Source organism: Pontivivens marinum (assembly GCF_900231835.1).
GTDB lineage: Bacteria > Pseudomonadota > Alphaproteobacteria > Rhodobacterales > Rhodobacteraceae > Pontivivens > Pontivivens marinum.
Genome location: NZ_OCTN01000002.1, coordinates 290,112 through 310,416, shown reverse-complemented (window position 1 = coordinate 310,416; position 20,305 = coordinate 290,112). Strand labels below are relative to the sequence as shown.

General features: G+C 58.0%; 27 protein-coding genes and 1 tRNA gene. 7 read left to right on the top strand and 21 right to left on the bottom strand.

Translation table 11 applies throughout. From position 1 onward, the window contains the following. Window positions 1-13: 13 nt before the first annotated feature. The 7 genes from CR254_RS07470 to CR254_RS07440 all read right to left on the bottom strand — a co-directional run bounded on the left by CR254_RS07470 (window position 14) and on the right by CR254_RS07440 (window position 5,425). Window positions 14-523, bottom strand: a complete 510-nt coding sequence (locus CR254_RS07470) for a DUF1499 domain-containing protein (protein ID WP_097929220.1) — start codon at window positions 521-523, stop codon at window positions 14-16. Continuing rightward, window positions 520-1,650 carry a flavodoxin-dependent (E)-4-hydroxy-3-methylbut-2-enyl-diphosphate synthase gene (gene ispG, locus CR254_RS07465; protein WP_097929529.1) on the bottom strand — a complete coding sequence of 377 codons (1,131 nt, stop codon included), beginning with the start codon at window positions 1,648-1,650 and terminating at the stop codon, window positions 520-522. Before ispG ends, CR254_RS07470 begins: the two co-directional genes overlap by 4 nt. 85 nt (window positions 1,651-1,735) lie before the next feature. Beyond that, window positions 1,736-2,944 carry a helix-turn-helix domain-containing protein gene (locus CR254_RS07460; protein WP_180955928.1) on the bottom strand — a complete coding sequence of 403 codons (1,209 nt, stop codon included), beginning with the start codon at window positions 2,942-2,944 and terminating at the stop codon, window positions 1,736-1,738. Between the two features lie 259 nt (window positions 2,945-3,203). Further along, on the bottom strand, window positions 3,204-3,713 hold the full coding sequence (locus CR254_RS07455; RefSeq protein WP_425440253.1) for a MarR family winged helix-turn-helix transcriptional regulator: 510 nt from the start codon (window positions 3,711-3,713) through the stop codon (window positions 3,204-3,206). A 66-nt stretch (window positions 3,714-3,779) separates the two neighbouring features. Further along, the gene (locus tag CR254_RS07450; RefSeq protein WP_097929218.1) at window positions 3,780-4,040 is read right to left on the bottom strand and encodes a succinate dehydrogenase assembly factor 2; all 261 of its coding nucleotides are present in this window, start codon (window positions 4,038-4,040) and stop codon (window positions 3,780-3,782) included. Window position 4,041: 1 nt separating this feature from the next. Continuing rightward, window positions 4,042-4,956 carry an ROK family protein gene (locus tag CR254_RS07445; protein ID WP_097929217.1) on the bottom strand — a complete coding sequence of 305 codons (915 nt, stop codon included), beginning with the start codon at window positions 4,954-4,956 and terminating at the stop codon, window positions 4,042-4,044. A 73-nt stretch (window positions 4,957-5,029) separates the two neighbouring features. Further along, the gene (locus CR254_RS07440) at window positions 5,030-5,425 is read right to left on the bottom strand and encodes a helix-turn-helix domain-containing protein (protein WP_097929216.1); all 396 of its coding nucleotides are present in this window, start codon (window positions 5,423-5,425) and stop codon (window positions 5,030-5,032) included. Window positions 5,426-5,584: 159 nt separating this feature from the next. Between CR254_RS07440 and CR254_RS07435 the strand changes: the two genes are divergently transcribed. Beyond that, a complete protein-coding gene (locus CR254_RS07435; protein ID WP_097929215.1) occupies window positions 5,585-6,787 on the top strand; it encodes a pyridoxal phosphate-dependent aminotransferase in 1,203 nt (400 codons plus the stop codon). Then, the gene (locus tag CR254_RS07430; RefSeq protein ID WP_097929214.1) at window positions 6,784-7,179 is read left to right on the top strand and encodes a type 2 periplasmic-binding domain-containing protein; all 396 of its coding nucleotides are present in this window, start codon (window positions 6,784-6,786) and stop codon (window positions 7,177-7,179) included. The genes CR254_RS07435 and CR254_RS07430 overlap by 4 nt, the downstream gene beginning before the upstream one ends. 49 nt (window positions 7,180-7,228) lie before the next feature. Here the strand turns inward: CR254_RS07430 and ureG are convergent, their stop codons facing one another. From ureG to CR254_RS07375, 12 genes are all read right to left on the bottom strand, one after another. Further along, a complete protein-coding gene (gene ureG, locus CR254_RS07425; RefSeq protein WP_097929213.1) occupies window positions 7,229-7,843 on the bottom strand; it encodes an urease accessory protein UreG in 615 nt (204 codons plus the stop codon). A gap of 30 nt (window positions 7,844-7,873) precedes the next feature. Beyond that, window positions 7,874-8,254 (bottom strand): carboxymuconolactone decarboxylase family protein, encoded by a 381-nt coding sequence (locus CR254_RS07420; RefSeq protein ID WP_097929212.1) that lies wholly within the window; start codon window positions 8,252-8,254, stop codon window positions 7,874-7,876. Continuing rightward, window positions 8,251-8,898 (bottom strand): urease accessory protein UreF, encoded by a 648-nt coding sequence (locus CR254_RS07415; RefSeq protein WP_097929211.1) that lies wholly within the window; start codon window positions 8,896-8,898, stop codon window positions 8,251-8,253. Before CR254_RS07415 ends, CR254_RS07420 begins: the two co-directional genes overlap by 4 nt. After that, entirely contained in the window at window positions 8,888-9,331 is a 444-nt protein-coding gene (locus CR254_RS07410) for an urease accessory protein UreE (RefSeq protein WP_097929210.1), read from the bottom strand. The genes CR254_RS07415 and CR254_RS07410 overlap by 11 nt, the downstream gene beginning before the upstream one ends. Before the next feature lies 1 nt (window position 9,332). Next, window positions 9,333-10,175 (bottom strand): AbiJ-NTD4 domain-containing protein, encoded by an 843-nt coding sequence (locus CR254_RS07405; protein WP_145996715.1) that lies wholly within the window; start codon window positions 10,173-10,175, stop codon window positions 9,333-9,335. 9 nt (window positions 10,176-10,184) lie between these two features. Beyond that, the gene (gene ureC, locus CR254_RS07400) at window positions 10,185-11,885 is read right to left on the bottom strand and encodes an urease subunit alpha (protein WP_097929208.1); all 1,701 of its coding nucleotides are present in this window, start codon (window positions 11,883-11,885) and stop codon (window positions 10,185-10,187) included. Between the two features lie 57 nt (window positions 11,886-11,942). Next, window positions 11,943-12,251: an urease subunit beta gene (locus CR254_RS07395; RefSeq protein WP_097929207.1), complete on the bottom strand. Its 309-nt coding sequence runs from the start codon at window positions 12,249-12,251 to the stop codon at window positions 11,943-11,945. Beyond that, window positions 12,238-12,984, bottom strand: coding sequence for an ion transporter (locus CR254_RS07390; RefSeq protein WP_097929206.1), 747 nt, complete (start codon window positions 12,982-12,984; stop codon window positions 12,238-12,240). The genes CR254_RS07395 and CR254_RS07390 overlap by 14 nt, the downstream gene beginning before the upstream one ends. Before the next feature lie 28 nt (window positions 12,985-13,012). After that, window positions 13,013-13,168, bottom strand: coding sequence for a hypothetical protein (locus CR254_RS18035; RefSeq protein ID WP_180955927.1), 156 nt, complete (start codon window positions 13,166-13,168; stop codon window positions 13,013-13,015). Between the two features lie 34 nt (window positions 13,169-13,202). After that, window positions 13,203-13,505: an urease subunit gamma gene (locus CR254_RS07385; protein WP_097929205.1), complete on the bottom strand. Its 303-nt coding sequence runs from the start codon at window positions 13,503-13,505 to the stop codon at window positions 13,203-13,205. A 7-nt stretch (window positions 13,506-13,512) separates the two neighbouring features. Next, entirely contained in the window at window positions 13,513-14,340 is an 828-nt protein-coding gene (locus tag CR254_RS07380; protein WP_097929204.1) for an urease accessory protein UreD, read from the bottom strand. Window positions 14,341-14,409: 69 nt separating this feature from the next. After that, entirely contained in the window at window positions 14,410-15,423 is a 1,014-nt protein-coding gene (locus CR254_RS07375) for an AraC family transcriptional regulator (protein ID WP_180955926.1), read from the bottom strand. A gap of 193 nt (window positions 15,424-15,616) precedes the next feature. On the opposite strand from CR254_RS07375, the gene CR254_RS18030 reads away from it, so the two are divergent. From CR254_RS18030 to CR254_RS07355, 5 genes are all read left to right on the top strand, one after another. Next, a complete protein-coding gene (locus tag CR254_RS18030) occupies window positions 15,617-15,766 on the top strand; it encodes a hypothetical protein (RefSeq protein WP_180955925.1) in 150 nt (49 codons plus the stop codon). 74 nt (window positions 15,767-15,840) lie between these two features. Continuing rightward, window positions 15,841-15,914, top strand: a tRNA-Gly gene (locus tag CR254_RS07370). A 23-nt stretch (window positions 15,915-15,937) separates the two neighbouring features. Next, window positions 15,938-16,414, top strand: coding sequence for a GNAT family N-acetyltransferase (locus tag CR254_RS07365; protein WP_180955924.1), 477 nt, complete (start codon window positions 15,938-15,940; stop codon window positions 16,412-16,414). Window positions 16,415-16,574: 160 nt separating this feature from the next. Next, window positions 16,575-17,528, top strand: a complete 954-nt coding sequence (locus tag CR254_RS07360) for a radical SAM protein (protein WP_245851487.1) — start codon at window positions 16,575-16,577, stop codon at window positions 17,526-17,528. Between the two features lie 83 nt (window positions 17,529-17,611). After that, window positions 17,612-18,508, top strand: coding sequence for a DMT family transporter (locus CR254_RS07355; RefSeq protein WP_097929201.1), 897 nt, complete (start codon window positions 17,612-17,614; stop codon window positions 18,506-18,508). Here CR254_RS07355 and aroB read toward each other — a convergent pair. Together aroB and CR254_RS07345 are read right to left on the bottom strand one after the other, a co-directional pair. Then, window positions 18,505-19,644, bottom strand: coding sequence for a 3-dehydroquinate synthase (gene aroB / locus CR254_RS07350; protein WP_245851486.1), 1,140 nt, complete (start codon window positions 19,642-19,644; stop codon window positions 18,505-18,507). The two genes, CR254_RS07355 and aroB, sit on opposite strands and share 4 nt — an antisense overlap. Then, entirely contained in the window at window positions 19,641-20,186 is a 546-nt protein-coding gene (locus tag CR254_RS07345) for a shikimate kinase (protein ID WP_097929525.1), read from the bottom strand. Before CR254_RS07345 ends, aroB begins: the two co-directional genes overlap by 4 nt. Window positions 20,187-20,305: the final 119 nt, after the last annotated feature.

The window sequence follows — 20,305 nt, the reverse complement described above, 5'->3', positions numbered from 1 at the left end:
CAATGGTCAAGCCCTACTCCGCCACGAACGAGCTTAATGGCTCCAACCAACGTTCCACACGCTGCCCATTCACGCCCAGATCGGACCGGCCATAGCGCGAGCGCGAGAAGATCGCGACCGTTGACTGCCCATTTCCCAGATCCAAAAACAGAACCGAGATATAGTCGGGAAAACGCATTAACTCCGTCTGTTGAACATAGGTCATCCAACCAGTTTCTGGCGTGCCTGCAATACGTTGGGTGCGGGGTTGGCGCAGCACAAACTCATCAAAAGCCTGTGAAATCAGCGCTGGATTTGCGTCGTAGATCGGTGAAGCAAGGTCGATCCGCTCCTCGGTTACAGGATCATACCCCTCGATCACAGGAACCATGCGGAAGGAATTCGGTGTGGTTGGTGTGGGTACTGTCAGCGGGTCAACGTGCCACAGCGCAGGATCATGGGACACGTTGCGGATCATATAAACCGCTGCCAAACCACCGACGATTACAGCAATTGCCAACCAGAAAAACAACTTACCGATCACTCCGCAGCCTCCTGAGCGGCCACGCGCTCGGTTTCAATTTGTTCTGCGCGCTTTTCAACCAATTCGACGATGTGGTCAATCATACCATCATTGCCTTGTTTGTGATCCTGCTTGCCCGCCATGTAGATCATGCCGGCACCATTGCCGCCGCCCGTAAAGCCAACATCGGTCATCAATGCCTCACCCGGGCCGTTCACCACACAGCCAATGATGCTCAGCGACATAGGTGTTTTGACATGCTCCAGCCGTTGCTCCAATTCGGAAACCGTGGCGATCACGTCAAAGCCCTGCCGTGCGCAGGATGGACACGAGATAATATTCACGCCGCGATGGCGCAGGCCCAGTGCCTTCAGAATTTCGAAACCGGCCTTCACCTCCTCAACCGGATCGGCGGACAGACTGACACGAATGGTGTCACCCAATCCGGCCCATAGCAGGTTGCCCATCCCGATAGCTGATTTCACGGTGCCGGCGTAATGTGATCCAGCCTCGGTTATACCCAGATGCAGCGGGGCGTCGGTTGCGTCGGCAATCGCCATATAGGCGGCAGAGGCGAGGAAGACATCCGATGCCTTCACACTGATCTTAAACTCGTGAAAATCGTTATCTTGCAATAGTTTGATGTGGTCCAAACCACTCTCAACCATCGCGTCGGGGCACGGCTCACCGTATTTTTCTAGCAGATGTCGTTCCAGGCTACCCGCGTTCACGCCGATCCGCATGGAACATCCGTGGTCCTTGGCGGCCTTGACCACCTCACGAACACGTTCCGCTGAACCGATATTGCCCGGATTGATCCGTAGGCAGGCCGCGCCAGCCTCCGCCGCCTCAATCGCGCGTTTATAGTGAAAATGAATGTCAGCCACGATTGGGACCGGGCTTTCCCGAACAATTTCAGCCAATGCTGCTGTGCTCGGCTCATCCGGACATGACACGCGCACGATATCAGCACCGGCCTCCGCACAGGCCAGAACCTGCTCGATTGTCGCCTTGGCATCGTGGGTCAGCGTATTTGTCATGGTTTGAACAGAGATCGGCGCATCACCACCAACCGGAACAGACCCAACATGAATTTTACGGCTAACGCGACGGTCGATATTGCGCCATGGGCGGATATGATTGTGCATCTGGATGGCCCTGTTAACTGTCGTTTCCCAGAACATAGGTGCCCCAGCGACATATGTCACCCAGAGCAATACGTCAGTTTTTTAACTACTCGGTTGCGTGGGCTGTCCGCTCGGCGGTGGCGATCATCGCCCCTTGCAATGCGGCGCTTTGCTCTGGCGTTGGTTCCGCAAGCGTCCACTGCATCGGAATATCCTCAGCCAAGAGCGAAACCTGCTTTGCAACACGCGGGCCATTGCCCAACGGACCATAAACCTGATCGCCAACCATTAGGAAAACCGAACCGGAATTACCCGCGCGCAGCTCTGGAGCATCAACACCGGCGGGTACCGAGTAACTCTCACCAGCGGCAAGGATCGTTTCGAACAAAGTCGCACCGTCACGCTGACTGACGCGAATCCACGCGGCCTGTGAGGCAACAATTGCCACAGTCGGAGGTAGCGGCGGCAATTCGACAGAGGCCAAAAGGTCCGCCGCGCTTGTCGGCAGCGGGTCCATGTTTTCTGCAACGACCTGTATCGCGGTACGAGCCTCGTCGCTGGTACTACGCACAAAACTGCCAACCAATTCCGGATCGATGGACGCAATAGGGCCATCGCGCGGCGCCATTACCGGAACCAACGGGTCCGGACTGTAAAGGCGTGTCAGCGCGGCATCACGTTGCGCACGGGAATTATCGGCAACGACAGCAACTTCCCGCTGTTCAATGGAAAGCTCGGAAAGAACCACGATGTCAGAGGCAACAGTCGGTGTTTGGGCGATTGGAGCCAGTTCAACACGTTGCACCTCCTGCAAAACGCGCCAACCACCGTATCCGACACCACCCAGCAAACCGGCCATAACCAGCAGCGACATCGCGCCGCCAAGCATTGCCCGCACATCAATATTCAACCCGCTCGGTTGCCCTGATAGTTTACCACGGGACAATGGGTCGTTTTTGAAGTCGATCTTCAGCGGAACTGTGCCAGCCTTTGCACCACGGTTCTGACGGCCCTGTATGTCGGCATTAACGCCGCCAAAGCCGGAATGCAGGCAAAACCGCTGATAAATTTCCTCGGGGTTTAGGCTAAGATAACGTGCGTAGCTGCGCACATAGCCGGCAACAAAACCGGGATTCGGAAACACTTGCAAATCGCAGTTTTCGATGGCCGCGATATACGCCGCCTTAATCCGCAATTCGCGCTGCACGTCGAGCAGTGATTTCCCCTTGGTCGCCCGCTCACCCCGCAGCTGATCGCCGAGAGTGACCTCATAGGAATCAAAACCCGAAAGTGTGCCGTCAGTGTCCCACGCCACGTTTATGCCCAATCTACCCTGGCTCGCAGACCTTCCGCAAACCTGTCCCATAGTCCAACGCTTTGCGCGCTTTGCTTATACAATCACGTTAGCAGAACCTAATCCGCGCAAGAACAGCAATTATGCAATTTCCACGCGTATATCTGAGCAAAAGGGTCGCAAGTGCATTTTTCTGGGTCATATGAACGCCAGTTGAGCGATAAATCGCCTATATCTTGGCGAAATCTAGGCAAGGGCACCGATCATCTTGAAACCTGATTCAGTAGATGTAACGAATCTGCTCGGTCCAATATGCCTCAACCCCACGTAGATCCGCGTTAATCTCCGTAATCCGGCCCTCGGGCAAAACACCACGGCGCAGAATGCCATGGGCGTGACGCTCAAATAGAGCGGAGACCAGATCGCGTACCTCAATCCCGCGCTCGGTCAACCGAACACGCACGGCACGGCGATCCGCGATGCAACGCTCGTGATGCATATATTCGGATTCAACCAGCTTCTTGAGGTTATAGGAGACGTTTGAGCCCTGATAGTAACCGCGGCTCTTAAGCTCACCCGCTGTCAGTACATTATCGCCGACATTGAACAATAGCAGCGCCTGCACGGGGTTGATATCGATCACCTGTAGGCGCTCGAACTCATCCTTAATAACATCCAGCAGTAGACGGTGTAGTCGCTCAACCATAGAGAGCGTTTCCAGATACGAACCCAGAAACTCACCGATATCCGCCGCATCTGGCGCTGGGGGCATTTCCGAAAGGTCGTTCATGGGCATCACCTGAATATCGCGTTAAGCATCTCCGGTTCACCTAATCAGTCATTCGTTACAAAGTCCTTAACGAAGACTGCGCCCCTGCATAACAGTGGCAATCATAGGCAAATGGCGTTCGGGAGCATTTTCACGCCCTGAGAACCAAGAATACAGGTCTTGGTCGTTCTCGTCGAGTAAAGCTTCATAATCTTCGATCTGCTCAGCCGCCAAGCTGGTCAAATGGCTGTCTGCATAGGGGCCGAGGATCAGGTCCATCTCTTTGATCCCGCGCCGCCATGACCGCATCCGCAGACGCTTCAGCCGGTTCTCATGTGTCTCTTGCATCTCAAACCTCCCCATCAGCAATGCGGGCCGCGCCGCGCACGCCAGAGCTATCACCGTATACTGCCCGTCGTACAGTCACCGCGCTGTGGGTGGAATAGATATAGGGACGCATCAATTCCGGCAGCTCCTCGGCCAAGCCGGGTAAATTCGAAACACCGCCGCCCAAGACGATCACATCTGGGTCCAGCACGTTAACCACACTGGCCAGCGCACGGGCCAAACGGCGGCGATGGCGTTGCAAAGCGGCCTCAGCCTGCGCCTCACCCTGCTGGGCGCGAGCGACGATTTCCTGAACGCGGGGGCCGGTTCCACTGGGGATTGCGCAGTCGCGCGCGTAATCCGCCTCCAAGCCCGGCCCTGCCAGCCATTGCTCAACACAGCCATGTTGCCCGCAAAAGCACTGCGGTCCGGGAAACTCGCCGATATCACCGATGGGCATTGGCGAATGGCCCCATTCACCTGCCATGCCGGATGCACCCTCAACCATCGTGCCGTTGATCACCAAGCCGCCGCCAACACCGGTGCCAAGGATTGCGCCAAACACGATCTTTGCACCACGGCCCGCACCGTCGATTGCCTCGGACAACACAAAGCAGTTCGCGTCATTTGCGACCCGAACCACACATCCCATGCGTTCCTGCAAATCAGCGGCCAGCGGCTGTCCGACCAACCAAGTGGAGTTGCCGTTAAACACCCGTCCATCTGCATCGACCGCGCCGGGAATGCCAATACCGACGGGTTCGTCATGCAAACCGGACAGTTCGCGAACCTCGGCCACGATGCGCGCGATTGCGTCCAGCGAGCCCGAATAGTCATGCCGCGGCGTTGCGACACGCCGACGGCACAGCTCCCGCCCGTCCGGCGCAATGGCGATCGCCTCAATCTTCGTACCGCCGTAATCCACACCGATGGGCATGCCATATTCCCGTAATTGTAAGCGCTTTGAAAAGCTTTATTACGAAGCTGAGGCCCGCTGGCAAGTCTGATGCTTAACTCAGGGCCGCGCGCAGGCGCTTTTCAACAATACCCAACCGCTCTGTCAGGCGGGCCTGTTCCGTACGAATGCGGCGCATTTCAGCCAGCAGCGCCATGGTATCGGCGCTGACATCATCCTCTGCAACTGCGGTCGGGCCATCACCCTGCCCGCTTAGCAGCCATGTGATCGAAACCCCTAGAACACCAGCCAGCATTTGCAGGCGGTTTGCGCGGGGCTCGGCGCGGTCATCCTCCCAACCGGCAATCGTGCTGCCCTTTACGCCCAAACGGCGCGCAAGTTGGTTTTGTTCCAGTCCCAAGCTGTCGCGTGCGGCGGCCATTCGATCCCCGAAGGTCGCCATATCCTCGTGGAAATACGCTTCGTCGGTGCTTGTCTGCTCATCCGTCATATCGTCTCTCCCTTTCGGTTACGCTGCAACATAGGTGCTGGGTGCAAATTGTCCTCCCCCAAATGCGACATGATCCCATAACCATCCGACGCGGCGCTTGAACTATTGCGCACGCTAGGTCAGGTGATGGAGTGTTGATTAAACGATCAGGAGCATTCGATGTCATTCCTCGCCAGCAGCCTCGCCCGTGTTAAACCCTCACCAACCATCGCGGTGACAACGCGCGCGGCCGAGCTAAAGGCGCAAGGCCGCAATATTATCGGCCTCAGCGCCGGTGAACCCGACTTTGACACTCCTGAAAACATCCGCGACGCGGCCAAGGCAGCGATGGATGCAGGCAAAACCCGCTACACCGCCCCCGACGGCATTGCGGAGCTGAAGCAGGCGATCTGTGAGAAGTTCGCGCGCGAAAACGGTCTGACCTATACACCATCGCAAATCAGCGTCGGCACTGGTGGTAAGCAGACGCTATATAACGCGCTGGTCGCCACCATGAACGAGGGCGACGAGGTGCTGATCCCCGCGCCCTATTGGGTCAGCTATCCCGATATGGTTCTGCTAGCTGGCGGCACGCCCGTTACCGTTGCGGGAACCGCCGATCAGGGCTATCGCATCACGCCTGAGCAGCTAGAGGCCGCGATCACGCCCAAAACCAAGTGGTTCATCTTCAACTCGCCGTCCAACCCGTCGGGCGCTGGGTATAGCCGCGAGCAGCTCAAGGCGCTGACAGACGTTCTGCTGCGCCACCCCCATGTCTGGATCATGTCCGACGATATGTACGAGCACATCGCCTTTGACGGGTTTGAGTTCAGTACCCCCGCACAGGTCGAGCCCAAACTATACGACCGCACCCTGACCTGTAACGGCGTGTCCAAGGCATATGCCATGACCGGCTGGCGTATCGGTTATGCGGCCGGTCCGGTTGAGCTGATCTCCGCCATGCGCAAGATCCAGAGCCAATCCACCTCCAACCCCTCCTCGATCAGCCAGTGGGCCGCGCTGGAGGCCCTGAACGGCCCGCAGGACTATGTCGCCATGAGCCGTGAGGCATTCCAGCGCCGTCGCGATCTGGTGGTCAAAATGCTGAACGATTGCGACGGCATAGATTGCCCGACGCCCGACGGTGCGTTCTACGTGTACCCGTCCATCACGGGCTGTATTGGCAAGACGGCCCCCTCGGGCAAGGTCATTGAAACGGACGAGGATTTCGCAACCGAGCTGTTGGATACCGAGGGCGTCGCCATCGTCTTTGGCGGCGCATTCGGCCTGTCCCCCGCATTCCGGGTCAGCTACGCCGCTGCTGATGAAACGCTGGTTGAGGCATGCACCCGTATCAAAAGGTTCTGCGAGGCCCTGAAATGAGCGGTACGGACCTGCATTTCCGCACCCGCGATAACGGCGCTGTTGTTTTTCGGATCGAAACCGAAAACCGGCAGCGTCGGCTGGACCTGCGTCAGCTTGCCGTCATCAACATCCGCTCGGGTGAGATAAAGCCACACGGCCAACAAACCCTGACGGCGGATGAAATCGCACAGATGCAAAGCTGGGTTGAGGCCCGCCGCACCGAATTACAGACCCGCGAACGGGATGATATTGAACGGCTGATTGATCAGATCAACTCCGCCGCGCAATGGTTTCAATCCCGCGCTGAACCGTCGGATATCGAGGCAGTTTCAAATCGACTGCTACTATCCATGCATGACCTACGATCCACCTTGGTCAAAAAGCAGGTGGACGAGGCGGACAAGGATTAACCCCGCCCCGCCCAATCATCCCCGCCGCATTTGTCGGCGGGGATTGAACTTACAAACCGCCAGCCGTCTCAATAAACCGAACGATCTCGGCCACGCCGTCGCCAGCCTTCACATTGGTGAACACCGTTGGCCGCGCCCCGCGTTGCACCTTCGCATCCCGATCCATGACATCCAGCGAGGCACCAACATGCGGTGCCAAATCAATCTTGTTGATGACCAGCAGATCAGCGCGCGTAATGCCCGGCCCGCCCTTGCGCGGAATTTTATCGCCGGCACAAACGTCGATCACATAAATGGTGATGTCCGCCAGCTCGGGTGAGAATGTAGCCGACAGATTGTCACCACCACTTTCGATCAGCACCAGTTCCAGATCGGGAAATTTCTCGACCATCGTATCAATGGCATTCAGATTGATCGAGCAATCCTCTCGGATCGCCGTATGCGGACAGCCACCGGTTTCCACACCCAGAATGCGTTCCAGCGGCAGCGCCTGCGCGCGCATCAGAAACTCCGCATCCTCACGCGTGTAGATATCATTGGTGATTGCAGCGACGGAATATTTGCCTGTCATCGCCTTGCAAAGCTGTTCCATCAGCGCGGTTTTTCCCGCACCAACCGGCCCGCCCAGGCCAACCCGCAGCGGTCCATTTTGCGATTTGCTCATTCGTCCCTCACTCCGTACGCAATCCTTCGATCACGCCTCATCTTCCTCCGCGAACACTTCAAGTGCCGCGTTCAGTCCATTGATCGCAGACGGTAATCCGCCATACAGGCTCATCTGCCAAATCGTCTCGGCGATTTCTTCACGGCTCAAACCAGCCTTGCGCCCACCTGCGACATTTACCTTTAGCTGCGGGCGGGTCTGACCACCCAGCGCGGTTAGTGCAGCAATGGTCGCAATATAGCGATCACGCAGTGGCAAGCCCGGCCGTCCGTATTGCCGGCCATAGGCAAAGTCTACAATCCCCTCGGCCATTCCGGGCAGCAGATGGCCATATCGCGCATCCAGCGCAGCCTCCATTCCGGGGTTCAATTCCTCGGATAGCGCGCGCCCGCGCTCGGTTGTATCGCTCATGATCGGAACATCCTCGAATACTGGGTTTCATGATGCAGCGACGCCATATCGGCGCGGATGGCGGCACCGCCAACCTGTGTCAAATCAGTATCCCGCGCCGCCTGCGCAACGGTGATACATGTTCCAGATAACGCCGTGATGACCCGCTGGCCGTCCGTTTGACCCAACGGTACGGCGCGCACTGCCGCACTGACCAGATTCGCGACGAAGGCCTGTAGGTACAGCGTCAGCGTCAAATCCAACCCGACCCCCTCACGCGCCGCCGCAACGGCCAGCGCAACCGGATAGGCACGCGGCGTTTCCGACCCGCCAGCAACCGCCGATGTCACCCGTGCAAAGCCGGTCCCCTGATCCAGGGTTTCCGCAAACCGCTCACGCGATGGGGCCAGCGCGGCGGCCAGTTCGGCAACTTCATCCGCACGCTCAGGAGCGCGATAGGCATTGGCCAGCAAGACTGCATCGGTCCAGCCGGACCCATATCCCAGCACGCCGCGCAGCCAACACTCCAGCCCCGCCGCATCCGCAATCTCCCCATCATCAATCAACCGATCCAGGCCATGCGACCATGCAAATGCGCCTGTGGGATAACCGGGGGATAACCATTGATGCAGCAATTGCGCGTGGCGCAGATCCTCAGTGTTCATGCGAATGCGTGCGCCCCTGCCCGTAAGCCCCGCCCTCAGGCGTGAACGGCCCATCGCGGAACGTCACTGTGCAGCCCAAATGCTCCAGCATATGCCCGATCACCTTATCCGCGCGCAGCACCAACCGATCGCCGAGGATTTGGCACGTCAGATGCCGGTTCCCCACATGCCACGCCACGCGGGGTAAGTTGGCGATATCCGCAGGCACCGCTTCCATCAACGGTTCATCCGCCGCGACGATACGGATCAAGCGCCCATCCTCCAGAACAAGGCTATCGCCCGCCCGCATGTCCTGCGCCTCGGGCAAATCCAGCAGGAACGACAGCCCGTTATCGGATTGCATCGCCATCCGCCGCCGATACCGGTCATCATAGGTCAGGGTCAGCGTATCGGCTGGGACCTCGTGGGAATGGGCTAGGTGTGTGGCGCGCATATTAATCAGCCTTAGAAGCAATGAGGTAATTTGCAAACGCACTACAGCTTACAAGCATGTAGCGCGCATCATCTTGCGAAAGATCTGTATCTCCATCCATCAAGGCATGTCTGATACCCGATTTATCACTGGTCCAGCCATAAAGGTTTTTAAAGCCTTTAGCTAAAGCCGTGTGGAGTTCCCTATTTTTTTCTAGCTGCCCTAATGCCTGCCCAAGCGTAGCTTTACTATCCCCCGTCGCGAACTTCGCTGCGGCCTCGACACCGCTGATGGATTCTTTAATACTGTTTTTATAATCAGGTGATTTACGGTCTGATAGAAACGCTAACGCCTGCTTGAAATGCTCGGCGATAGGGGCATGGGGCGAACTTGTTGCTGTCTCGATCTCTACGATTTCCTGCTCATCCGAGATGGTGGTTAGCTTAAGATTAACGAAGCGAACCAGCGCCATTTCCCTTGCAAGAACGTCGTTACACGTTGCCGCAAATTTACTAACGTTGTCTATTGGGTAGAAGAGGCCACCCTGAAATTTTTCATTAGTTAGAAACTCGATAAAGTCGTAAACTTCGTACCATTTAAACTCGAAGAAACGAGATCGAATTTCAAAAGTAAGCCGGTTGACTCTATCCGGGTAACTATCAGTCGGCTCCTTGAAGTGATCACCCCAAATAGAGTCTGCGAGGGCAGACAGACGCGGATCAAGGTAATTATATTCCTCAAAGTCAGAGATTAAAAACGTGGCACGCACGGCATTCCATAAACCAGCGCGCAACTGATCTGGCATTGCCTCCATTGATAGTTTTTGTGGTGGCGATGTGATGCCGTATCGTTGCGAAAACTTCATCACTCACCCTCAAAACATAAAATACCGCTGCGCCATCGGCAGAACCTCGGCCGGTTCGCAGGTCAGCAGTTCACCATCGGCGCGCACCTCGTAGGTTTCTGGATTCACATCAATATCGGGGCAGTAATCGTTGTGGATCATTGAGGCTTTGCCGATGCCACCCCGCGTATTCTCAACCGCGACGGTTCCCTTGCGCAGGCCCAGATGACCGACCTCCGCCGCGGCACTGACGAAATGGACCGAGGCAACCTCCTGCGCACGGCCTAGCGCGCCGAACATCGGGCGGGAATAGACGGGTTGCGGCGTCGGGATGCTCGCATTCGGATCGCCCATCTGAGCCATTGCGATGGTGCCACCGATCAGGACCATCTCGGGCTTCACGCCAAAGAATGCAGGCGACCACAGCACCAGATCGGCGCGCTTGCCCTCCTCAATCGAGCCGATTTCGCGGCTGATCCCGTGGGCAATTGCCGGATTGATGGTGTATTTCGCGATGTAACGGCGCACACGCATGTTATCGTTATCACCAGTTTCCTCGGGCAAACGTCCACGCTGTTTGCGCATCTTATCAGCGGTTTGCCACGTGCGAATGGCAACCTCACCCACACGGCCCATCGCCTGACTATCAGACGCGATGATCGAGAACGCGCCCATATCGTGCAGGATATCCTCTGCCGCAATGGTTTCGCGCCGGATGCGGCTCTCGGCAAAGGCGACATCCTCGGGGATCGATTTGTCGAGGTGGTGGCATACCATCAACATATCCAAATGCTCCTCCAACGTGTTCACCGTGTAGGGGCGCGTCGGGTTGGTCGAGGACGGGATGACGTTGGAGTAACCACAGACCTTGATGATATCAGGCGCGTGACCACCGCCCGCCCCCTCGGTGTGGAAGGCATGGATGGTGCGCCCCTTGATCGCGCCCACGGTATTCTCGACAAAGCCGCTCTCGTTCAACGTATCGGTGTGGATCATCACCTGAACATCCATGTCATCCGCCACGCTGAGGCAAGTATCGATGGCGGCGGGTGTGGTCCCCCAATCCTCGTGCAGCTTCATGGCGCAGGCACCTGCCTTGACCATCTCGACCAGGGCATCAGGACGCGAGGCATTACCCTTCGCCGACAGCCCGAAATTCATTGGCAATCCGTCCAGCGCCTGCAACATCCGCCCGATATGCCACGGACCGGGGGTGCAGGTGGTTGCCAGCGTTCCATGCGCCGGTCCCGTACCGCCGCCCAGCATAGTAGTGATGCCGGAATGCAGCGCATCTTCCACCTGTTGCGGGCAGATGAAGTGGATGTGGCTGTCAAAACCACCTGCGGTCAGGATACGGCCCTCGCCCGCGATGATCTCCGTCCCTGGTCCGATGATGATATCAACGCCGCTTTGTGTGTCGGGATTTCCAGCCTTGCCAATCTTGGAAATTCGCCCGTCACGCAGGGCTACATCCGCCTTGTAGATGCCGCTATGATCCACGATCAGCGCGTTGGTAATAACCGTATCAGCGGACCCTTCGGCGCGTGTTGCCTGCGATTGGCCCATTCCGTCGCGGATGACCTTACCACCGCCGAATTTCACTTCTTCCCCGTAGGTTGTCAGATCTTTCTCAACCTCGATAATCAAATCTGTATCCGCCAGCCGAACACGATCGCCAGTGGTCGGGCCATACATATCGGCATAGGAGGCGCGGGAAATATGGGTTGGCATTGTCGTATCCTCGTTCAGATGTCGCGGGGCAAACCTGCACAGCCCGCCGAATAAGTTTTAGTCCAACGCGCCCATAACAGCGCCGTTAAAGCCGTAGACCTTGCGCGCGCCGCCGTAGGGCACCAAGGCAACATCACGCGATTGCCCCGGCTCAAACCGCACCGCCGTTCCCGCCGCGATGTCCAGCCGCAGGCCACGCGCCGCATCACGGTCAAAATCCAGCGCCGGATTTGTCTCGGCAAAATGATAGTGGCTACCGACCTGCACGGGGCGGTCGCCTGTATTGGCCACGGTCAGCACGATGACAGGCGCGCCGGAATTCAACTCAATCTCACCCGCCATTGGCAGGATTTCACCGGGTATCATCATCATGCTCCTCAAATTCGCTACGCACCAACGCAGCAGAAATTAACGCCGTCGGGAGCGCGATCACCGCAAGCCCAACAACCAGCACCAAAGCTGTAAAAATGCGCCCACCCGCAGTTATCGGATAGGCATCGCCATAACCAACGGTGGACATCGTCACGATCGCCCACCACAAGCAGTCAAAGATGGAGCCGAATAGCTCCGGCTGTGCAGACCTCTCGAAAATCCAGATGCCACTGGCCGCGACGTATAGCACCAAGCCAGCAAGAAACAGGCCAAGGGTCAGCTCGCTGCGCACCTCGTTCAACGCCCGCGCCAATCGCAGCAAAGCCCGACTGTAACGCCCGACTTTGGCAATGCGGACCAGTTGCAGCAGCCGCAATGCGCGTACGCCCTGTGACTGCGTCGACGCGATCAGCATCGTCGGTAGAAAGGACAGCAGATCAATAATGCCCCACAGACTGAACATGTATCCCAAACGCGACAGCGCCGCCCAAAGCCGTCGCAGGTATTCTGATGCAAAGATCACCAGAACAAACATGTTGACCACGTCCAGCATATTATCCAGCCATTCAGGCAGGTCCGGCATCGTCGAAATCGTAAACGCTACAATCGCCAGTAGGATCACACTTTGCTGTGCGACAAGCATCATGTGCCCCCATTCAGGATCACTGCCATCCAGCAATGACTGCACACGCACACGTGCCTCCTTTGATCGGGCAACGACTCTCATCCGATGCGCAATCCCTTTGTTCGTAAAGTCACCGGCGCAACCACGCCGCGCCAGCCGCCAGTGCGATCAGGGCCAAACCGCCGATTAACCCCTCGGCACCGTGGGGGTGCGCGTGAATTGCTGTGCTGCCATGTGCCATTGCGACGCTCGGCATCAGGCTGAGTGCCAAAACTGAAATTCTCATATTCCGTACCTTAGTTTTCTTAAACAATCTGCTGCTACCGGATCGGCTGATGCACGGTGACCAGCTTGGTCCCGTCAGGGAATGTCGCCTCGACCTGTACGTCGTGGATCATCTCGGCGATGCCATCCATGCACATCTCACGGGTGATGACCTCCGCCCCTGCCTCCATCAAATCGGCGACGGAGCGACCGGCCCGCGCGCCCTCAACCACGAAATCGGTGATCAGAGCGATTGCCTCGGGGTGGTTCAGCTTTACGCCCCGCTCCAACCGACCACGGGCGACCATGGCGGCGAGGCTGATCAGCAGCTTGTCTTTTTCTCGGGGGGTCAGGTTCATTTGGTCCTCACATATTCCAGACACGCGGCAGGGATGCGCCCCGCAGCCAGGTCAGTATCTCAATCAATGCCACCTTTAGCGGCCTGTGATCCGGCGCATGTAGCCGCACCACCAATTGTCCGTTCCACGCAGACGCACCGCAGGTCACACTGTCGGGCAAACGTGCACGCAGCGGTTCCAACCTGTCCGCAGCATCCCGCGCGCTAAGCACAATCGTCGCCAGCGCACCCACACCGCCCAGCGTTGCAGAGCCGCCCAACACATCGGCCAGATCGCCGCTCAGCCGAAATGCCTCGGCCTGAACCAAGCGTCCATTGCGCCGGATGCGCCAATTATCTGTGAAATGCGCGTTGCGCAGCACCTCACCCATGGCGGCGCGGCCTAGGATCAATGCTTCAACGCCCAGAAATTCGGCATCGCCCTCTAGCTCCACATCGATCTGACGATCAACCGAGCATTCCTGAAACAGGATTGTTTCCATGGGCAACCAGTGCAGACGCGCCCCATTACCGGCACGCAGCACAGTCTCGATCCGTCCGCGACCGCTTGAGGCCTGATAGAGCCTCTCCGCAGCCTGCGTCGTGCCGGTCACGGCGGCGCCCTGCTCCACAGACAATTCCCAGCGGAAATGATCGCCACCGGTCACGCCACCGCAGGTATTCACGAAAACAACCTCGGGCATCGTGTTGTGCACACGGGGCAGCATCGCCTTGGCCGAACCCTGCTGTCGCAAACGGGTCAAGCGGCCATGGCTACCGAAAACCACACGCGCATGACCCTGCGCCCGCTGATGCGGGGCCGTCGGTGTGCCAGAAAGGGTGCGTAATTGCTGCATCGCATAAATTAAGCAGCCTCACGCAGAACTGGCAACGCCTTATGCAATTTTTCGACTGCTGTGCAGAAATCAGGCGATAGCTTGCGCCAGCGCGGCGGCCCGATACTCGGTCGGGCTTAGCCCTACGCGTTCCTTGAAAGCACGATTAAACGGAGCGAGCGAGTTATAGCCGAGCGCAAAGGCATGGCTGAGGATCTGCTCACGCGCCTGCCCCGGATCAGCCAGCCGCCGCTTGGCCTCCTCAATGCGGTGATCGTTGAGGAAGGCAGCAAAGTTGCGATAGCCTAGCCCCTGATTAATCAGGCGCCGCAGTCGATGCTCCGGAATATCTATGCGCGCAGCAAAGGCGCCGATGGTCAGGCCGGTTTCAAAACACGCACCGCCCTCAACCTCGCGCCGGATGCGGTCCAGCTCCAACTGATCCGCAACGACAACAGGGCGCGGGTCACTCACCTGCGTGGGCGTGTGCCCCTCAAGCAAGCTAGCATCCAGTCGCGTCAGCCATATCGCAAATAACAGGGCTAAACCGCTAAACTTAAGGGCATTTATAGCCGCCATCATGTGGCTATCCACGGGCACGAACATATTGCTGATGGTCGTTGTAACCACCATGAAGGGCACCAAAATCGCCAAAGCCAGACGCAACCGGCGGCGCGATGGCACCAGATCAGATTGGTAACCGTGCAGTCCGATCACCACGACATGTACCATCAACCCGATAATCAGCATATCCCGCATCAGCCACCCATATGGCAGGAACCACGTGGCCGTAATCGCGGCGGCAGGCAGGGCGTGCAGGGGCCGCATACGGAACTTATCGTCGAACAGACTTTGTGCGAACACCCAGAATACCGCCCGATCCAGAACACCCAGCATCAGCGCCATCTGACCAAACAGCGATTGATCAGCCATAGCTGTGTGGTGGTCGGTCAGCATGTGAATGGCGGTGAGGATGCAAAACAGAAATCCGGTCACCTCGATACAGGATTGATCCCGCATCGCGTAGAACCGAACCGCTAGCAAGATCATCAATGCCGCGCCACCACCGCTGAGCATATATCCGATCACCTCTAGGTCGTGCATCACGTTTGTTCCCGTCATTATCGCTGTGCAGATCGATGTGGGGAAGAAGCGCCCCGATTGCTTGTCATTTTCAAAAAAGACCGGTCGATTTCCAACAGATCATGACGATTTTCAATTTTGCAGGGCAGCAAAGGCGGCCGTTTCCCAACTGCAATTTACCAACGAAACACCCCCACCATAAGGGATTATGATCATGACCGCTGTAAAATCGCTCGCCGCCCTATCGCTCGTCGCCCTGCTCGCTGCCTGTGCTGGCCCCGGCCACGGACCAATGCATTTTGCACCGACTGAATCCGCACCTATGAACAACCTGAACCTGACACATATCGCACCTGGTTTCTGATGCAGGATATGACGATCCGGCGCGGGACCGCTTGACGCCCGCCCGGACCTGTCGTAGCCAACCCGTATTGAAATGCGGGTGTATCTCAATGGTAGAGAAGCAGCTTCCCAAGCTGATGACGAGGGTTCGATTCCCTTCACCCGCTCCAGTATCCCCCCTCGGACGATGCTGATGGGTGATCCCGTCCGAACCCCCCATTTGTTCGAGCGTGAGGCAATTGCCACCCTGTGGCACGCCGCATGGCACGATTCACATGCCGAACTATCCCCACAAGAACTGATTGCCGAGCGCGACTTTCCGTCCTTCCTGCCGCGTGTGGATCGTGAATGGACTGACCTGCGAATTGCAGGTCCGTTTGGCGCGCCTACGGGATTGTGCATCACGGCGCAGGATCAGCTCAGCCATCTGTTTCTGGATACAGCCGCACGCGGAACTGGACTGGCAGAGCAGTTGGTCATGGATGCTAAGGCGCGGATTGCGGCAAACGGCCATCAGGTGGCATGGCTGTCCTGCGCCGTAGGTAATATCCGCGCCGCTCGGTTCTATGAAAAGCAGGGCTGGGTACGGGCGACGACACATAACGTTACGTTGAACCTGCGTCACATAACGCTAACCTTACCGGCATGGCGTTACGAAAAACAGCTATAGGCCGTGCCGCCCCTCCAAATTTCGACGTTTTTACGTGACAAATGCACTGCAACAGCCTGAATGATCGCGTTTCCACATGTTTTTGTGAACGCAAACCATCTGGCAATGATCGCCCGCGCAAGCTAGGTCGATAGGATATCCTGATCCGAGGAGCTGAGAGTTGAACACGCATATCGTCCCACCACTGCCCGCCGCCAAATTCACCGACCCTGATGTGACGGCAAAGGGTGAGGCGCGCGCCTCCGTTCCATTGATGAAGGCCGAGACGCTGTGGTTCAACACCGGCACGCTGTGCAACATCCAATGCGTGAACTGCTATATCGAAAGCTCACCCACCAATGATCGCCTGGAATATATCACTGCGGATGAGGTCAGCGACTACCTGACCCAAATCTTTGATCGCAAATGGTCCGTGCGCGAAATCGCCTTTACCGGTGGTGAGCCCTTCATGAACCCGCAAATGATCGAGATGACGCGCCGTTCGCTGGCCGCGGGGTTCGAGGTGCTGATCCTGACCAACGCCATGCGCCCGATGATGCGCCCACAGGTACAGCAGGGACTGCGCGATCTACGTGATGCCTATCCGGGTAAGCTGACGATGCGCGTCTCCCTCGATCACTTCCTGCCCGAAATGCATGATGAGGAACGGGGTAAGGGAGCATATGCCGTCACCCTCGACGGGATGCGCTGGTTGCGGGATGAGGGCTTCGCCATGGCCGTCGCCGGACGTACCCTGTGGGGCGATACCGATATTGAAAGCCGCGCAGGCTATGCCGCGCTATTCGCCGCCGAAAATTTCCCCATCGATGCCACAAATCCGGGACAGACCGTGCTGTTCCCCGAGATGGACGAAAAGGTCGATGTTCCCGAAATTACAACCGCTTGCTGGGGTATCTTAAACAAATCCCCGCGTGAAATCATGTGCGCCTCGTCGCGCATGGTGGTCAAGCGTAAGGGCGCGGAGACCCCCGCCGTTCTGGCCTGCACATTGCTGCCCTACGCGCCGGAATTCGAGATGGGCTCAACACTGGAACAGGCCGAGCGCCCTGTGAAACTGAACCACCCGCATTGCGCAAAATTCTGCGTCCTTGGCGGGGCCAGTTGTTCGGCGTAAAAGGCCACTGCGAACTCCTCGTCCAGCAGGCCCAAAATGCAAAACATCCGCACGATCCATCGCCAGCCCTGCGGGTCTGAACAATGACCATGCAGGGTCGTGAGGCTGCGCTGGCATGGGGCGCGGTTGCCGTCACCCTGACCATCTGGGCCAGCTTTCTGGTCGCAACCCGCGCGGCTGCCACTTCGCAGCTTAGTCCGGCGGATGTGGGGATTTTGCGATTTTTACCAGCCGCCCTGCTCTTCGCGCCCGTCTGGTTACGCCGGTCGCCCATCCCCCCCAGTGCGCGCTGGGTTGAGGTTATCACAATCGGCTTGGTCGGCGGCTTCGCCTTTGTTTTCCTGCTTTCATGGGGACTGCAATACGCGCCTGTGGCAGATGGCGGCGTGTTCGCCCCGTCGATGTTGCCGCTATACGTGGCGGCGCTGTCCTTTGTGTTTCTGGGGGAGCGCTTCTCAACCCTGCGGATCATCGGCTTTGCGCTGATCCTTGCTGGCGCACTAGGCGTTGGCGGGTGGGAGGCTTTGACCAACGCGCAATCGGGTGCATGGCGCGGGCATCTGCTGATCTCTGCCGGTGCAATGCTATGGGCGTGCTATACTGTGGCGTATAAGCGCAGCACGATTGGCCCCGTGGATGCGGCCGCGATGATCTGCTTCTGGTCGTCGCTGGCCTTTCTGGCGCTGCTGCCCTTCATCCCCAGCCGTATCCCCGAAACACCCCCATCGGCCCTGATCCTGCAAATCGTGATGCAGGGCGGGTTGAGCGGGTTCGTGTCCACAATGACCTATGGCTATGCCCTGTCCAAAATCGCACCCAGCAAGGTGGCGGCCTGCGCGGCCCTCGTCCCTGTAATGGCGGCAATCGGCGGGTGGATTTTTCTGGGTGAGCCGATCAGCATGGTCAAGGCGGCAGGCATCACCATTGTCGCCCTCGGCGTGTTGCTCGCATCCGGTGTCGTCCACGCACGCCAACGCTAGTTGGGGCGCGCAGCCAACTCCTCAGCCAACAGGGCGCTAACCTGCGCCATATCCACGCCATTCGCCACAAAGGCATCACCGATATCGCGGGCCAGAATGAACGTCACCTGCCCGTCCTTGACCTTCTTATCCTGCCCCATCAGCGCGATCAGACCGTCTGCATCGGGCAGCTCACCTGCAATATCGGCCAGTGTCGCCTTCATCCCCATGGCGCGCAAATGTGCGGCGACACGGCTGGGTGCCTCCTGCGAGCACAGGCCCAGTCGGGCGGATAGCTGGAACGCCAAGGTGCAACCAATCGCCACCCCCTCACCGTGCAGCAAGCGGTCGGAATAGCCGGTCGCCGCCTCCAGCGCATGGCCGAAAGTATGGCCCAGATTTAACAGGGCGCGATCCCCGCGCTCCTGCTCATCCCGCGCGACAATCTCCGCTTTCATTTCGCAGGACCGTTGCACGGCGCGGGCGCGCGCGGCCACATCACCTGTTGCCATGGATGACGCATACAGCTCCAACCACGCAAAGAAATCTGCATCGCCCAGCAGGCCGTATTTCACGACCTCACCATAACCAGCCAGAAAATCACGGGGCGGCAACGTACCCAGCAGATCCATATCCGCGACAACCAAGCGTGGCTGGTGAAATGCACCGATAAGGTTTTTACCACGGGTAGAATTGATCCCCGTCTTGCCGCCAACCGCACTATCGACCTGCGCCAGCAGGGATGTCGGCATCTGCACAAAGCCGACCCCGCGCCGGAGGATTGCCGCAGCAAAGCCCGCCAGATCACCGATCACGCCACCGCCAAAGGCCAGTACCAGATCGTCCCGCTCGACCTTCTGTTCGATCAGCCATTCGACCGTGCGTTCCAGATGCGGCCAGCTCTTGGTGCTTTCACCGGGGGGCAGGATCAATGCCTCGCTGGTGATACCGCCGGCGCTCAACGCGGATTGCAGTTTTTCCAGATGCAGCGCCGCAACGCGCTCCTCGGTAACAATGCAAACCCGCTTGCGCGGTAGCAACGCATTGATGCGCTCAACCCCCTCGCGCAGCAGATCGGGACCAATGATGATATCGTAGCTGCGCGTGCCTAAATTCACATGAACCAATTCACGCAAGGGTTTGATATCATTTATCATGGCTTCATTCCTTGTTCGAGGGCGGCAATAATTCGGTCCACCATCTTCTCATGATTTGCACCCGCAGTGGACAGAACCCGCACGTCAGCTTGCTGATAAACCGGATAGCGCGCCGCCATCAGATCTTCGAGCACTTTGCGTGCATCCTGACCGTCCAGCAACGGCCGCCCGGGCTTGTCCGCCACGCGGCCATATAGGGTGTTCAGTTTCGCATCCAGCCAAACAGAAATCGCCTGCTCACCGATTGCCGCGCGGGTATCTGCGTTCATCCATGCGCCACCACCCGTGGCAATCACCTTTGCCGGTCCGGTTAACAGTCGCCCGATGACACGACGCTCGCCATCGCGAAACGCTTCCTCACCCAGTGTGGAAAAGATGGAGGGGATGTCCTGACCAGCGGCGGCTTCAATCTCATGATCCGAATCGACAAATGGCCGGTCCAGTCGCGCAGCCAGCCGTTTGCCCACGCTGGTCTTTCCCGCGCCCATCAAACCTATCAATACGATCGAGCGCCCCGGAACTGGATCAACAATATCATTCATTGTCGTGGCCTTCTTTCGAATTGTGCCGAACTGATGCAGGGCCATGCTGGACCCTGCCGCGGCGTCGCGTTAGCATCTGACAAAAATGAGGCGTCCGGGCAAGGCACAACGCGAAATCC